The sequence below is a fragment of the Pantoea sp. PvP021 genome (assembly GCF_054056055.1).
Map to the genome: position 1 here is coordinate 1661380 of NZ_JBSRXX010000001.1, position 13478 is coordinate 1674857.

The 13478-nt window shown below is 55.4% G+C and carries 15 protein-coding genes; 5 read left to right on the forward strand and 10 right to left on the reverse strand.

The features are described 5' to 3' along the window. The first annotated feature begins 70 nt into the window (after positions 1 to 70). Both lipB and lipA read left to right on the forward strand, forming a co-directional pair. A complete protein-coding gene (lipB, locus tag ACVKSX_RS07715; protein WP_029519432.1) occupies positions 71 to 730 on the forward strand; it encodes a lipoyl(octanoyl) transferase LipB in 660 nt (219 codons plus the stop codon). A 169-nt stretch (positions 731 to 899) separates the two neighbouring features. Continuing rightward, positions 900 to 1865 (forward strand): lipoyl synthase, encoded by a 966-nt coding sequence (gene lipA, locus ACVKSX_RS07720; protein WP_010258979.1) that lies wholly within the window; start codon positions 900 to 902, stop codon positions 1863 to 1865. A gap of 112 nt (positions 1866 to 1977) precedes the next feature. Here lipA and tatE read toward each other — a convergent pair whose 3' ends face one another. From tatE to ACVKSX_RS07750, 6 genes are all read right to left on the reverse strand, one after another. After that, positions 1978 to 2181, reverse strand: a complete 204-nt coding sequence (tatE, locus tag ACVKSX_RS07725; RefSeq protein WP_010671272.1) for a twin-arginine translocase subunit TatE — start codon at positions 2179 to 2181, stop codon at positions 1978 to 1980. Positions 2182 to 2273: 92 nt separating this feature from the next. Then, the gene (locus tag ACVKSX_RS07730; RefSeq protein WP_045140679.1) at positions 2274 to 3044 is read right to left on the reverse strand and encodes an amino acid ABC transporter ATP-binding protein; all 771 of its coding nucleotides are present in this window, start codon (positions 3042 to 3044) and stop codon (positions 2274 to 2276) included. Further along, positions 3041 to 3985: an amino acid ABC transporter permease gene (locus ACVKSX_RS07735; RefSeq protein WP_089414485.1), complete on the reverse strand. Its 945-nt coding sequence runs from the start codon at positions 3983 to 3985 to the stop codon at positions 3041 to 3043. Before ACVKSX_RS07735 ends, ACVKSX_RS07730 begins: the two co-directional genes overlap by 4 nt. Further along, positions 3982 to 4869, reverse strand: a complete 888-nt coding sequence (locus ACVKSX_RS07740) for an ABC transporter substrate-binding protein (protein WP_010671270.1) — start codon at positions 4867 to 4869, stop codon at positions 3982 to 3984. Before ACVKSX_RS07740 ends, ACVKSX_RS07735 begins: the two co-directional genes overlap by 4 nt. A 22-nt stretch (positions 4870 to 4891) precedes the next feature. Further along, positions 4892 to 5680, reverse strand: coding sequence for a deaminated glutathione amidase (locus ACVKSX_RS07745; protein WP_132499506.1), 789 nt, complete (start codon positions 5678 to 5680; stop codon positions 4892 to 4894). Next, positions 5680 to 6648: an ABC transporter substrate-binding protein gene (locus ACVKSX_RS07750; protein ID WP_022626059.1), complete on the reverse strand. Its 969-nt coding sequence runs from the start codon at positions 6646 to 6648 to the stop codon at positions 5680 to 5682. Before ACVKSX_RS07750 ends, ACVKSX_RS07745 begins: the two co-directional genes overlap by 1 nt. A gap of 120 nt (positions 6649 to 6768) precedes the next feature. Here ACVKSX_RS07750 and ACVKSX_RS07755 point away from each other — a divergent pair, with 120 nt between their 5' ends. Then, positions 6769 to 8124 (forward strand): aminotransferase-like domain-containing protein, encoded by a 1356-nt coding sequence (locus ACVKSX_RS07755; protein ID WP_033771120.1) that lies wholly within the window; start codon positions 6769 to 6771, stop codon positions 8122 to 8124. Here ACVKSX_RS07755 and ACVKSX_RS07760 read toward each other — a convergent pair. The 3 genes from ACVKSX_RS07760 to ACVKSX_RS07770 all read right to left on the reverse strand — a co-directional run bounded on the left by ACVKSX_RS07760 (position 8102) and on the right by ACVKSX_RS07770 (position 10010). Then, positions 8102 to 8533, reverse strand: coding sequence for a GNAT family N-acetyltransferase (locus ACVKSX_RS07760; RefSeq protein ID WP_010258992.1), 432 nt, complete (start codon positions 8531 to 8533; stop codon positions 8102 to 8104). The genes ACVKSX_RS07755 and ACVKSX_RS07760 overlap by 23 nt on opposite strands. A 226-nt stretch (positions 8534 to 8759) precedes the next feature. Then, the gene (gene cspE / locus ACVKSX_RS07765) at positions 8760 to 8969 is read right to left on the reverse strand and encodes a transcription antiterminator/RNA stability regulator CspE (RefSeq protein ID WP_006118399.1); all 210 of its coding nucleotides are present in this window, start codon (positions 8967 to 8969) and stop codon (positions 8760 to 8762) included. A 957-nt stretch (positions 8970 to 9926) separates the two neighbouring features. Continuing rightward, a complete protein-coding gene (locus ACVKSX_RS07770; protein WP_019105993.1) occupies positions 9927 to 10010 on the reverse strand; it encodes a small membrane protein YohP in 84 nt (27 codons plus the stop codon). A 256-nt stretch (positions 10011 to 10266) separates the two neighbouring features. On the opposite strand from ACVKSX_RS07770, the gene ACVKSX_RS07775 reads away from it, so the two are divergent. Beyond that, positions 10267 to 10512: a hypothetical protein gene (locus ACVKSX_RS07775; RefSeq protein WP_010258994.1), complete on the forward strand. Its 246-nt coding sequence runs from the start codon at positions 10267 to 10269 to the stop codon at positions 10510 to 10512. 190 nt (positions 10513 to 10702) lie between these two features. On the opposite strand, the gene gntT is transcribed toward ACVKSX_RS07775, so the two are convergent. Further along, positions 10703 to 12019: a gluconate transporter gene (gntT, locus tag ACVKSX_RS07780; protein WP_010258995.1), complete on the reverse strand. Its 1317-nt coding sequence runs from the start codon at positions 12017 to 12019 to the stop codon at positions 10703 to 10705. Positions 12020 to 12310: 291 nt separating this feature from the next. Here gntT and ACVKSX_RS07785 point away from each other — a divergent pair, with 291 nt between their 5' ends. Continuing rightward, positions 12311 to 13459 (forward strand): iron-containing alcohol dehydrogenase, encoded by a 1149-nt coding sequence (locus ACVKSX_RS07785; RefSeq protein ID WP_354438516.1) that lies wholly within the window; start codon positions 12311 to 12313, stop codon positions 13457 to 13459. The last annotated feature ends 19 nt before the right edge of the window (positions 13460 to 13478 follow it).

Sequence of the window (13478 nt, forward strand, 5' to 3'; positions counted from 1 at the left end):
GGCAAGGCGCCTCTGCCTGACGGTTTGCCGACGTTATCCTCAGCGTTATTTCCTTTAGCGGGCTTTCGTTTTGTCAGTTGAAACTCTTCTTGTCCGCCAGTCAGGTCTGCGCGACTGGCAATCTGTCTCCGACGCCATGCATCACTATACCGACCAGCGCAACGACCAGAGTCGTGATGAAATCTGGCTGGTTGAACATCCTCCGGTCTTTACTCAGGGTCAGGCGGGCAAAGCAGAGCATCTGCTGATGCCAGGCGAGATCCCGGTGGTGCAGAGTGACCGTGGGGGTCAGGTCACCTATCACGGGCCAGGACAGCAGGTGATGTACGTCCTGATCGATGTAAAACGCCGTAAGCTCGGCGTACGCCAGCTGGTGACCATTCTGGAAGAGACGGTTATCGCCACCCTGGCAGAGTTTGGCGTCAGCGCCCGCGCCCGTGCTGATGCACCTGGCGTCTACGTCGGGGAAGAGAAGATCTGTTCACTGGGATTACGCATCCGTAAAGGCTGCTCGTTTCACGGTCTGGCGCTGAATGTTGCTATGGATTTGTCGCCCTTCCTGCGCATCAATCCCTGTGGTTACGCCGGCATGAGCATGACCCAGTTGAAAAATTTCCAGCCAGAGGTGACGACGGAGCAGGTACACTCTCCGCTGGTCAGCGCGTTTGCGCGGCTGTCAGGTTATGAAAATGTTGAATGGATTTCAGGGGATCTCCCTGTTAAACCTTAACGCAGAATGCGAATTTACAAATATGTAACTTATCCGCGCTGACTGTGGCTGCTTCGCAGGCGATGTGATGATATAATTTTTGCACTTTTTTCAAATAAAGTTGAAAGCAGCCTTCCCGGTTTGAGTGGGAACGCTTTCAAATCGCAATCCGACCGGAACCTGCTGATTTATGAGTAAACCAATTCAGATGGAACGCGGCGTCAAATATCGTGACGCAGACAAAATGGCGCTGATCCCGGTGAAAACCGTGGCTGTTGAACGGCAGGAGATGTTGCGTAAGCCGGAATGGATGAAAATCAAGCTGCCAGCTGACTCCAGTCGTATTCAGGGCATTAAGGCCGCGATGCGTAAAAACGGGCTGCACTCAGTCTGTGAAGAGGCATCCTGTCCTAACCTCGCCGAATGCTTCAACCACGGCACCGCCACCTTTATGATCCTTGGCGCAATCTGTACCCGTCGTTGTCCGTTCTGCGATGTGGCACATGGCCGCCCCAATGCCCCTGACGCTAACGAACCCGCTAAACTGGCGCAGACGATTGCCGATATGGGCCTGCGCTACGTGGTGATCACCTCGGTTGACCGCGATGATTTGCGTGATGGTGGCGCACAGCACTTTGCCGACTGCATCAGCGCGATTCGCGAAAAAAATCCGACGATCAAAATCGAAACGCTGGTGCCGGACTTCCGTGGCCGTATGGATCGCGCGCTGGAGATTCTTACCGCGACGCCACCGGATGTGTTTAACCACAATCTGGAAAACGTACCGCGAGTCTACCGCCAGGTGCGTCCGGGCGCGAACTACGAGTGGTCACTGAAGCTGCTTGAACGTTTCAAAGAGGCGCATCCTCACATCCCGACAAAATCGGGTCTGATGGTGGGCCTGGGCGAAACCAATGCCGAAATCGTTGAGGTGATGCGCGATCTGCGTCGCCACGGTGTCACCATGCTGACGCTGGGCCAGTATCTGCAGCCGAGCCGCCACCACCTGCCGGTTCAGCGCTACGTCAGCCCGGCTGAGTTCGATGAGATGAAAGAAGAAGCGATGGCAATGGGCTTTACCCATGCCGCGTGCGGTCCGTTTGTCCGTTCTTCCTATCATGCGGATATGCAGGCCAAAGGCGAAGAAGTGAAATAAGCACGCTTTTGCTTTAGAAAGCCCGAAAAACAAAAAACCAGACTGTCTCCAGTCTGGTTTTTTTATCTGTGCCTGAAATAAAAAGTAACAGTTATTTGCAGCAAATAACCGATTAATCTTTATGAACGACGCGTTCTGCCGGCACGTCTTCAGCCGCAGTTCGGGTTGCGCTGGTATCTTCATCTTTCATGGCTTTTTTAAAGCCCTTGATTGCGGAGCCCAGATCGCCACCCAGTGAGCGCAACTTGTTGGTACCAAAAAGCAGTACGATAAGCGCACCGATAATCAGCAGCTTGGCAATACTGATACCTTCCATATTTAACCTTTCAACTTTATCGAATCACGGTGACTGATATTTACGCGCAGTTTGCCTGCGGCGACAACTGGAATCTGTAACAGAGTAAGATCTCAGATGAAGCGACTCAGGAACGCCTGGGTGCGCGGATGCTGTGGATTCGCGATCACCTCTTCAGGCGTGCCCTGCTCCACCACCACCCCCCCATCCATAAAAACCACGCGATCGGCGGCTTCCCGCGCAAAGCTAATCTCATGAGTCACCACAATCATCGTTAATCCCTGGTCGGCCAGGGCACGCATGGTCGCCAGCACTTCGCCCACCAGTTCCGGATCGAGCGCGGAGGTCGGCTCATCAAACAGCATCAGCTGCGGCTTAATCGCCAGCGCCCGCGCAATCGCCACACGCTGTTGCTGTCCGCCCGAGAGGTGACGTGGCCAGGCGTCCGCTTTATCGCTTAACCCCACCGTCGCCAGCAGCGATCGGGCATGGGCCATCGCCTCCTGACGCGGGAATTTATGCACGCCGATGGGCGCTTCAGTGATGTTCTGCAGCACGGTCATATGGGGGTAGAGATTGAACTGCTGAAACACCATGCCAATTTTCTGACGCTGACGGGCGATCTGGCGTGGCGACAACCGGTGCAGCACATGCCCTTTAAGTACATACCCGATCTGCTCATCGCCGACCCGAATCGATCCGGCGTTCATCTCTTCAAGATGATTGATGCAGCGCAGAAACGTGGATTTACCGGAACCAGATGGCCCGAGGATCACCACTACTTCACCGGGCCAGACATCCAGATCGATCCCTTTCAGAACCTGATTGTCGCCGTAATTCTTCTGCACGTTGCGGGCGCAGACCAGGGGTTCACGCTGACTCATTGCTCCTCCTGCTGGGGTTGCACGTTAGCCGCGATGGTGGCGCGTCTGGGGGCGCTGGCCACCCGACGAGTGCCACGCGCGTAGTAACGCTCGATGGCGGACTGGCCCAGATTGAGGATCGAGGTGATCAGCAGATACCAGATCACCGCCACCATCAGCATCGGGATGATCTCGAAGGTACGGTTGTAGATCGCCTGCACCGAATAGAGCAGATCGCCCATTGCGATCACGCTGACCAGCGACGTCGCCTTGATCATGCTGATCAACTGGTTGCCGGTAGGCGGAATAATCGATCGCATCGCCTGCGGAATGATGATGCGCCGCAGCGCCCGTGAACGACTCATGCCAAAGGCCTGGGTAGTCTCTACCTGACCGTTATCCACCGACAGCAGACCGGCGCGAATAATTTCCGCCATATAGGCCGCTTCATTCAGCGCCAGCCCGGCAATAGCGGCCGTCAGCGGGGTTATCAGATCGTTGGTATTCCAGCTAGCCAGCGTGATATCGGTCCACGGCAGCGTCAGCGACAGCGCCGGAAACAGCGTAGAAAGGTTGTACCAGAAGATCAGCTGTACCAGCAGCGGCGTGCCACGAAAGAACCAGATATAGAGTCCGGCAATGCCGCGCAGCAACCGGTTCTCAGAGAGCCGCCAGACGCCCAGCAGCAGACCGAGCAGCGTGCCGAGCACCATCGACACCACTGTCAGCCCCAGAGTGACCTGCAACCCTTTGAGCACGGATCCTTCAGTAAACCACTTGAGCACCACCTGCCATTCAAAGTTAGGGTTGGTCGCCACCAGCCACAACAGATTGGTGCCGATCACCAGCACTAAAATCCAGCTGATCCAGCGTCCGTAAGTGGGGGCGCTGCGAGCGAACGCCACGTCGCGCAGCTGTGCCTCGCCTCTGTCACCGCTGTGCAGATGGCGCGGCGGGCTCATTTGCTGGCCTCTTTCGCCAGATTCAGTCCGGGTGCGGTGGTCATGTTGCCCTCAAGCTGCCACTTTTTCATGATGGCCGCATACGTCCCGTTCTGATACAGCTCTTTGTAGGCATCCAGCACCACCTGACCCAGCGGCGAGCCTTTCGGCACCACCGTGCCCTGGAAAATATCGCCAAAGCCGTTTTTCTGCCCTTTGCCCGCTAGCTCAAGCTGCCCTTTCGCCTGATTAACAAAGTAAGTCAGCGGCGCCTGTGATGAGAAGAACGCATCGGAGCGTTTAGAGCGTACCGCCAGAATTGATGAAGGCTGATCGGTAAAGGCCTGCACCGTCACGGCCGGTTTCCCGTCGGCCACACACCGGGCTGACTGCTTACGGATAACCTGTTCCGCAGAGCCAGCGGCCATGACAGCAATGCGCTTGCCGCAGGTGTCGTCCAGCTGATTGATTCTGGCCGGATTGCCCTTCTGCACGCCGAACACCACGAACTCCTGCACAAAATCGATGAAATCCACTTTCTGCTGACGGTCCGGATAATCACCAATCGGCCCAATTGCCAGCTGATAACGACCCGCATTGATGCCGGTGAGTACGCCCGATAAACCACTCACCGTCGCATGCTCGATCTTCACACCCAGCAGTTGTGCCAGTGCAGTCGTTAATTCGGCCGACGCGCCCTCCATTGAGTGCGGGCCATTCACAATTTCATAGGGCGGAAATGAACCGTTATTCACTGAAATCATTTTGCCCGATTTTTTGATCTCATCCGGCAGCCTGTCATGCAGGGCCTGGTCAACTTTTTGCACCGGAATAGCGTCGGCAGCCTGCGCCAGGGATGCAGTCAGCCCCAGCGCCACGATTAAGGCGGTTGCTCTCTTCGTCATAATGGATTCCTGGTTCAGCGGATCAGTTGAGTTCGGGACGGGCAAAGCGCCGGTTTTCCAGTACCGGCAGAACCCGGCGGGCATAGGCGACGCGCTCAGGATCGAGATCGGCAAACAGCAGCGCCGGCGATTCCGCCGCATTCGCCACCGCTACGCCCAGCGGATCGACCACCAGGCTGTTGCCGATATTGCGCGGGCCGCACTCCCCCACCGCCACCATATAGCAGGTGTTCTCCAGCGCGCGGGCGCGGGTCAGCAGTTCCCAGTGCATCTCTTTCAGCGGACCTTTAACCCAGGCGGCAGGCAGCACCAGCACCTCTGCACCATCCAGCACCAGCCGACGCGCCAGCTCCGGGAAGCGCACGTCATAGCAGGTCATTAATCCGACTTTCATACCCGCGACCTCAATCAGCGGCGGAATGACGTGGCCGGGATTGACCCGCTGCGACTCCTGCATCGCAAAGGCATCGTACAGATGCAGCTTTTCATAGGCGGCGATGATCTCACCGTTGCGGATCGCTACCAGCACGTTGAGCGCTTTTTGCTCGCCGGTGGGAACGTGAATGCTCATCATGGTGGTCAGCGCAGTGTGCTTGCTGGCGGCCAGCAGCTGGCTCAGAAAAGGACCATCCAGCGGCTGCGCCGCCTTCAGCACTAAATCGGGGTCGGCTATATCACGTGCCAGCACCCCTTCCGGCAGTACCAGCAGATCGGCGCCACCTTCTGCTGCCCGCTGCATTAAGTCCAGACAGATACGGGCGTTCTCCTGCCATTCGCGGCTCACCGCAAATTGTCCCAGTGCTACTTTCATCATTTCTCTTCTCCCGCAGCGGCCGGAAACATTGCTTCCGGCGTCAGTACCTGGTGAGTCAGCCCTTGCTCATAGAGCTCGCGACCAAAGTCCGCAATCATCTTTCTGTTAACGCTAAAACCATTCTGATTCCAGTCAGCGGGCAATTCCTGCGCAGTGCGTCGCAAATCGTCCAGCAGCCACGGCGTGGTGTCGGCATATTTCTCTCTTTTCTGCATCCACAGCCGGTAAGAGCGATCGATGACCTCACTTAACGCCGCTGGTAGCCACGGATGCTCCGCCGCCAGTGCCGGTTTCAGCGCCAGAATGTGGATGCCTGGCACATAGCCGACACGATTAAAGTAGTCCCGTTCCGCCTGATAAAAATCGGTCTGTAGCTGCCGTAATCCTGAACCCGGCAGGAAAAAGCCCTCCGGCATAAATGGCGTGAAGATGGCATCCAGCTCACCCGCCTGCAGCATCTCTATCAGCGGTCGTTCGTCAGGCGCGGGTTCAATGCGGCCCGGGCGGCCAAATCCCGCCAGCCGATCGACAATCGGATGATCGGCAGTAAGACGACCGGCATACCAGAACACATCATCGATTTCGACGCCTGCTTCACGCAGCACCGTGCGTGTCCAGGTATTGCCCGAATCCTGCCAGCCGGTGACGCCGATTCTCTTACCTTTCAGCTGCGCAGGCGTGGTGATGGGGCTGCTGCTGCTGGTGATAATGCAGCGCTGGCGGAAGCCGCGCATCAGGAAGTGTGGCAGGCCAAGCAGTGTTTCGTCTCCTCTGGCCCGGCCCTGAGCATAGCGGCTGAAGGAGACTTCGCCCGCGTCATAGTCGGGGCTGGTCGCCAGATCATTCACAAGTGTGCCGACGCGGTCGATCTGCAGTTCAAAACCTTCTGGTCTGATATCGCCCAGCGCCAGCGGGGTGAAGTAGTCCCAGTCGCGTACCGCCAGTCTGATGAGTAGCCTTGCCATGATCTCTCCGTTTACGCTGCACCGTCGGGACGGGGCATAAAATAGTGCTTGAATTTGATACTAGATCCGGAATACTTACCTGAACAATCATTAATTTGTTACTGAACAAAGTATTTTCTTATGACAGAGAGCGTCGACCTCAACTGGTTTTGCAGCCAGATAAAATCGCCTTCAGTGAAAGGCATTGCACAGGCAGCCTCCGCGCTGATTCGTGACGGACAGATCGCGACAGGTATGCAGATGCCTGCGGTGCGGGAGATAGCGGAGCAGCTGGGTGTCAGCCCGGCAACCGTTTCTGCTGCCTGGGCGCAACTAAGAAAGCAGAAAGTGCTGGCGGGCAAGGGGCGCAGTGGTGTCTGGGTCAGTAGTAATACGGTGATGCCGCGTCCGATTCGCTTTGAGAAGATCGGCAACTACGGTGATAACATCCGCGCCGATCTGACCCTCGCCGCGCCCGACCCCGCCCTGCTGCCTGACCTGCAGCGTGCGCTGCAGGCGGCCCTGCACTCACCGCAGCTCAACAGCTACACCCGTGAGGCGATTTCCGCGCCGCTGCTTCAGGCGATCGCGCCGCGCTGGCCCTATGCTGCAGAGGCGTTTCTGGCGACAGATGGCGGTTTTGACGCGATGAATCTGCTGGTGCAAACCCTGGTCTCGCCGGGAGACCGCGTGATTATTGAAGATCCGACCGCGACCCGGCTGCTCGATATACTGGATAACGTCGGCGCAGAGATTCTGCCGCTGGCGTGTGATGATCAAGGCCCGCTGCCAGAGGTTCTTTCTCTTCTGCTGGAGCAGGCACCGGTAATGTTGATCTATCAGCCCCGCACCCACTCGGCCACCGGGAACAGCATCAGCCCGGCGCGACGTCAGGCAATGGCGCAGGTTCTGCAACAGAGCAACACACTGATCGTTGAGGATGATGGTATTGGCGATCTCTCCGCGGAGGCGAGCTGGAGCCTGGGTTCAATCTTTCCTGAACGCACGCTGCACGTCCGTTCGTTTTCCAAAGCCTATGGACCGGACCTGCGGCTGGCAGTGCTCTCTGCCACCTCGGAGATGGTCAGGCGCATTCAGTCATGGCGAAATTTTGGCGTCAGCTGGACCAGCCGCATTCTGCAGGATGCGGTGGCGTGGCTGCTGGAGGATGAGGAAACGCAACGGCAGATCGCCACCGCACGCGCGACCTACCGGCAACGGCGTGAAGCGTTGCTCGCGGCGCTGGCACAGCGTGGGCTTGATCTGCCGCTTCGCGACGGATTAAGCCTCTATATTCCGGTGACTTCAGAGCAGTTTGCCATGATCACGCTGGCTGCCCGCGGTATTGCGGTCGTGCCAGGCGAGCGCTGTCGGCTCGGCCCAACCCAATTTATTCGCGTCAGTATCGCCAGCCTCAGGGATGAACAGCGGGAGATGATTGCCGGGGCGCTGGTCATCGCCAGCGGACGGGAATTTAACTCGCTTGCAGATCTTTGATGAGATAACAGGGGGATTCAACATAGCCTTCACGGGCGTAGAACTGGTTCGCCTTGAGACGTGACTGATGGCAATGGACTTCCATGCGATCGCAGCCACGACGAGCCGCCAGCATTTCAGCATGCTGAATCAGCTGCTGGCCGACGCCTTTACTGCGCTCACCTTCTGCAATGCAGAAATAGCTGATGCGGGCGAAATCACCGGCCAGCGCCAGCTGAGGAATAAAATGTAAGGAGAGAAACCCCAGCACCTGACTGCCATGTTCAGCCACCAACAGCGCTTCACTGGGATCGCTGCATAACTGCGCCAGGCGCTGTTCAATGAAGCTTTCAGTGCCGCCGTAGCCTAACTCGCTCAGTAATGCACTCAACGCAAAACTGTCTTTCAACTCTGCCTGACGTATGTTCATCCTGCCTCCTCACTCACCGGGTTCTGTCGCACAGTTATATAGCGTCGCAAGCCAAAAAGCTGCATATCGGGTTGTTATAAATATGTTACGGTTATTTAGTGTGAACCGCCGCGCAGTTTGTGCGGCAACACGCCGAGAGTGAGAGTACGACAGGGGGGATGAAGCGCAGATTACAGCCATAAAAAAACCCGCCATAAGGCGGGTTTTTAGAATTCTGACTGTTAACTTACAGACTGATAACGTTAGCAGCAGATGGGCCTTTAGCGCCGTCGGTGATTTCAAACTCTACGCGCTGACCTTCAGCCAGAGTTTTGAAGCCGTTGCTCTGGATTGCAGAGAAATGTACGAATACATCTTTGCTGCCATCTTCAGGAGTAATGAAACCGAATCCTTTAGATTCATTAAACCACTTAACGTTACCTTTGATCTTAGACATCTATATTACCTTTACATGAAAAATGGACACTAAACTGTGTCGGGGTCTAGTACAGCAATTGCTGAGGGATTTGTCCAGCATGATTTGATGAAAAAGTGATAAATATCGACATTCTGTACATCCATCACACTTTCCTGCTTTTCGACTTGCGAAACATCGCTCAACGCGTATCAGGCGCAGAGCAGGTATCGGTCGCTAACCTGCTGGAAACGAAACCCTTTTTAATTTTAAGCGGTTACGTTACTGACGTTTAAAAGAAAAATCTGATTAAGATATATTCCTGTTCTTAATGACGTTTACGCCGGTAAAAGGTCAATTTTTTTCTATCATCCGGACGGTAAGTCCCATGACCTTAAACCCGTTTTTCTGCTTTTTCAGGCCTGCGTCCTGCCAGTGGCTATTTATTGTACGATAAATCTTAAATTCACTGGCGCAGATCCCGCTCCCTCGCCAAAAAAAATGAGTCGGCTATGCCATTATCATCAGTCATGGCAGGCTATTCGCGGATATTTTAGCCAACAACTAATAAACACTGATCTGGATCAATGAAATGCTTTTTAGTGGCCGGATGCGCATTTGGCAACAAACAATCAAAAGCATAAGAAACTACTTTTCTTATCGCAGTGCGAAATAATATTGCCGCGCAATAGATAAAGTCCGCTTAACCGGTCAGGCACAGGCATCCGTTAATGCTGAGTAAAAGGAGGGGGAGACACAGGATGGTGATGAAGATACGTTGCGGTCAATGTGGAAGCGCCCGATTCGTTTTTACTGATTACCGCGAGGGCCAGCGAAACTTTCATGGTGCCTGCTGCGCATACTGTAAGAAACCTCTGGGCTCACAGGATCTGCTGCCCAATACGCCGATGGATCCCATTACAGACGCTCTGTCGGCCAGCCAGAAAACATTGCGGGCACCTGATTAGGTGCCCGCTGTTGCTTAAGCGTTAACAGATATCAGAAAATCAGTTTGAACACCCCTGTCAGGGTCAGTAATCCCACGATAAAAATGATCGCAATAATCCACAGAATAATTTTCATTTCCTTTCCCCTCACCAATTAAACACTTTTCCTGTAAGCATTATAGACAGGAAAATGCGCCCTGCCGCTTCACTTACGGCTCAACTGGTCATAAGTTCATCAACCCTGAGCTTTATTTAAATTCTGAGATAACGATCGCAACACCACTTTTTAACGGCTCTCTTTCTTCGTTTTACAGAACACTCCTGGCTAAAATTTAGGCGGCAAGGCAGGCCTCAAGAGTGATGAGATTGAAAATGAGTCGCGAGGAGATCTTATGAGCACGATTAATACCAGCATGGGCCGCTACAGCCTCAAGGCAAAAAACAGCGGTAACCACATCAAAGGGACTTTCGCCATCAACGATGAAGGCGGCACGCAGCTCTCTCTGCAGGAGTTTGACGAGCACTACCTTGATGATGTGGTGAATAACGTTATCTACCCCGTTACCGGTGGCAACCGTGACATTGCACACGCGCTGCGGGAACAGATGGTGAAAGCCGGTTTTGAACCGCCTCATTAACGTGGCAGATTCAGACTGAATCTTCTCTGTCAGGCCGCACCTTGCGGCCTTTTTTATGCTGTCTGTCCCGCACATCCCGGTTTAACCGGCAACAGGGGCAGCAAGCGCGACGGGATGTTCAAAGCTCAAAGAGGCAGCGGGAGAGACGCGAAAGCAGAGAGCCGCTGGCAGGCTTGCCAGCGGCCAGAGGTTAAATCGCCCAGGAGAGCAGCAGGCAACCCACCAGACCACAGACCGAAATAATGGTTTCCAGCGCCGACCAGGAGCGGATGGTTTCGCCAATCGTCAGGTTGAAATACTCTTTGAACAGCCAGAAGCCCGGGTCATTAACGTGCGAGAAGATCACGCTGCCGGACCCTACGGCGATGACCATCAGTTCCGGGCTGGCGCCGCTGGTAACAATCAGCGGTGCCACAATTCCCCCGGCGGTAATGGCCGCTACCGTGGCAGAACCCAGAGCAATACGCAGCACCGCGGCAATCGACCAGGCCATAAAGATTGGCGACAGCTGAGTAGAATGCATCATGCTGGCAATGTATTTATCCACGCCGCTGTCCACCAGCACCTGTTTGAAGGCACCGCCACCGCCGATGATCAACAACATCATGGCGATGATTTTGATCGAGTCGGTCAGGGTATCCATGACCTGTTCCATCGTGCGACCGCGATTCAGTCCAAAGGTGAAGATTGCAATCAGCACCGCAATCAGTGTCGCCATCACCGGGTCGCCAAAGAACTCCGCATAGGGCAGCAGCACATGGCCTTTAGGCAGCAGCATCTCTGCCACCGCACGCAGCGCCATCAGCACCACAGGTACCAGTGCCGTCCAGACGCTGACGCCAAACCCAGGCATTTCCGCCTCGGTAAAGGTTTTCGGGTTATAGAGACCCTCAGGAATCGGTTTGTCGATGCCTTTCAGGAAGCGGGCGTAGACCGGACCCGCCAGAATCACCGTAGGAATACCCAGCAGCGTACCAAACAGCAGCGTTTTACCCATGTCAGCGTTAAACAGCGTCGCGATTGCGGTCGGGCCAGGATGCGGCGGAAGAAAGCCGTGCGTCACTGACAGGGCAGCCGCCATCGGCACCCCGACATAGAGCAGCGGCACACGTGCCGACGCCGCAACGCTGAACACTAGTGGCAGCATCAGTACAAAGCCGACTTCATAGAACAGCGCAAATCCGACGATAAAACCGGTCAGCACCAGCGCCCACTGAATATGCTTAGTGCCGAATTTTTCAATCAGGGTGGTGGCAATACGCTGCGCACCGCCGCAGTCGGCCAGCAATTTACCGAGCATGGCACCAAAGCCCATGATCAGCGCCAGGCTGCCCAGTGTGCCACCCACGCCCGCTTTGATTGAGGTAATCACTTTATTAACCGGCATGCCCTGCATCACACCGACCGCCAGCGCCACCAGGATCAGCGCGATAAATCCATTAAGCTTAAAGCGAATCATCAGCAGCAGCAGTAACGCGACGCCAATCGCCACATAGAGTAATGGCATAGCTTTTCTCCACCTTGTGCACTGAACATCATTCAGTGTCGGTTTATTATCATGATCCCCTGAGGGCTACAAAACAGTGCGCTGTAAGATGTTTACACATCCCGACAAACGCTGTTACCGATAACATGTTAAGGGTAACATCAGCAGGAAAGCACCACCCCGTCGGGGGTGAATTTCTGTTTTGCGAAGGTGATCAACTTTTTGCCAATGCGTTATCAGAAAGTTTGCCAGTCCCGGCGCCTTGCTTTTCGTTACACTCAGATTTTAGCGAAATGTAAAAAGGATGCGCTGGTGAGTGAGAACCTGAGTGAGCTGTACAGTAATCAACGAACCCTCTTTGGCCGGGGCAGCCTGGATAAACTGGTGCCGCTGCTGGCCGCCCGGTCACAGCCTACTCTGCTGTTTTGTGGACAATCTTTTCTGCAAGGCCCCGCATATGCCCGGCTAAAAGCCGGACTCAACGATCATATTATTGGCTATGAAATTGTCAGTCATGAAGCCTCACCCGCCGAGATTGATGGCTGGGTTGCGCGCTGGCGCGGTCATGTCGATCGGGTCGTCGCGATTGGCGGCGGGAGCGTGCTGGATGCGGCGAAAGCGTTTAGTGCGATGGTACAACACCCATTGCCAACCGCCCGCTATCTGGAAAAAGTGGGTGACACCGCGGTTCAGCCCATCACATTGCCGCTGATTGCTATTCCGACCACTGCCGGCACCGGCAGTGAAGTGACGCAAAATGCGGTGGTGACTGACCAGCGTGACATTCAGATAAAAGCGTCACTGCGTCACCCGGTCTTTGTGCCGGAGGTGGCAATTCTCGATGCCGATCTGCTGAAAGGTGCGCCTGACCGGGTGCTGGCAACCTGCGGTATTGATGCGTTTACCCACCTGTTCGAAGCGTATCTCTCCGGCAAAGGCAACCTCTTTACCCGACAGCTGGCGCTGACCGGCCTGCGTCAGTTTGTTCAGGCCTGGCCTGCACTTAATCGTGAGGATGCTGCTGGCGACGCGGCACGGGAAGCGATGATGATGGCGTCGTGGCTGGGCGGTGTCAGTCTCAGCAGTGCGGGTCTGGGGGTAATCCACGGTATTGCAGGGGAACTGGGCGCGATAAAGCCGTTCCATCACGGTGAAGTGTGCGGACGTCTGCTGTTTCCGTTCCTGGATCTGTTGTCCGACAACGAACAGCCTCTGCAGCGTAAGCTGATGGCGGAACTGCACCCGCAGCTCTTTAGCGAAACCACGGACTCACCGGCGCAGTTTCTGAAACAGTGGCTGCAGCAGCAGGCGATCACGCCGTTCTGGCAGGATGGCCCTTCACTGAGCCGCGCCGAGGTGGAGTGGATTCTGGCGCGAGCCAACAGCAAAAATTCGCTGGTGAATTACAGCCGCGAGCAGATGCAGATGATGATCGCGCAGGCCTGGGAAATCACGGCGTGATCAGGAGCCGCGTTGCCCG

Excerpts from the sequence above, each read along its gene's own strand:
- ACVKSX_RS07735 (WP_089414485.1), bottom strand. The coding sequence starts at position 3,985 with ATGAGCCCGCCGCGCCATCTGCACAGCGGTGACAGAGGCGAGGCACAG.
- gntT (WP_010258995.1), bottom strand. The coding sequence starts at position 12,019 with ATGCCATTACTCTATGTGGCGATTGGCGTCGCGTTACTGCTGCTGCTG.
- tatE (WP_010671272.1), bottom strand. The coding sequence starts at position 2,181 with ATGGAAGGTATCAGTATTGCCAAGCTGCTGATTATCGGTGCGCTTATC.
- ACVKSX_RS07770 (WP_019105993.1), bottom strand. The coding sequence starts at position 10,010 with ATGAAAATTATTCTGTGGATTATTGCGATCATTTTTATCGTGGGATTA.
- ACVKSX_RS07750 (WP_022626059.1), bottom strand. The coding sequence starts at position 6,648 with ATGGCAAGGCTACTCATCAGACTGGCGGTACGCGACTGGGACTACTTC.
- cspE (WP_006118399.1), bottom strand. The coding sequence starts at position 8,969 with ATGTCTAAGATCAAAGGTAACGTTAAGTGGTTTAATGAATCTAAAGGA.
- ACVKSX_RS07730 (WP_045140679.1), bottom strand. The coding sequence starts at position 3,044 with ATGAGTCAGCGTGAACCCCTGGTCTGCGCCCGCAACGTGCAGAAGAAT.
- ACVKSX_RS07745 (WP_132499506.1), bottom strand. The coding sequence starts at position 5,680 with ATGAAAGTAGCACTGGGACAATTTGCGGTGAGCCGCGAATGGCAGGAG.
- ACVKSX_RS07740 (WP_010671270.1), bottom strand. The coding sequence starts at position 4,869 with ATGACGAAGAGAGCAACCGCCTTAATCGTGGCGCTGGGGCTGACTGCA.
- lipA (WP_010258979.1), top strand. The coding sequence starts at position 900 with ATGAGTAAACCAATTCAGATGGAACGCGGCGTCAAATATCGTGACGCA.
- ACVKSX_RS07775 (WP_010258994.1), top strand. The coding sequence starts at position 10,267 with ATGAGCACGATTAATACCAGCATGGGCCGCTACAGCCTCAAGGCAAAA.
- ACVKSX_RS07760 (WP_010258992.1), bottom strand. The coding sequence starts at position 8,533 with ATGAACATACGTCAGGCAGAGTTGAAAGACAGTTTTGCGTTGAGTGCA.
- ACVKSX_RS07755 (WP_033771120.1), top strand. The coding sequence starts at position 6,769 with ATGACAGAGAGCGTCGACCTCAACTGGTTTTGCAGCCAGATAAAATCG.